Source organism: Paraburkholderia sp. SIMBA_027 (assembly GCF_046535315.1).
Classification (GTDB): Bacteria; Pseudomonadota; Gammaproteobacteria; order Burkholderiales; family Burkholderiaceae; genus Paraburkholderia; species Paraburkholderia tropica.
Genome location: NZ_JAWRWY010000627.1, coordinates 1 through 270 on the forward strand (window position 1 = coordinate 1; position 270 = coordinate 270).

1 protein-coding gene is annotated in these 270 nt (G+C 35.6%); it reads left to right on the forward strand.

Annotated features, from left to right (window positions below):
- Window positions 1–270 (forward strand): hypothetical protein (locus SB764_RS40510; RefSeq protein ID WP_410866828.1); only part of this gene is annotated, 270 nt, incomplete at both ends.

Consider the following 270-nt stretch of genomic DNA (forward strand, 5'->3'; position numbering starts at 1 on the left):
CTATCAATTTAACAGGAGAAGGGACTTTAACATTTAAAGCTGGTGCTTGGGATGGAAATAGTGAAAAACTTGTTTTAAATGTAACGGCAACTGGTGCTACTTTAAATCTAGCAACGGTAACTTTAGTAAAAGGATCTTTCTCTACCTATACAGTAAATATCACAGGAGCTACAGGAGCTGTAACTCTTAAATTTGAAGGATCAGTAGCTGCTAATAATAGATTCTTTATTGACGATATTACAGTTACTACTGGAACTCTTGCTGTTTCGG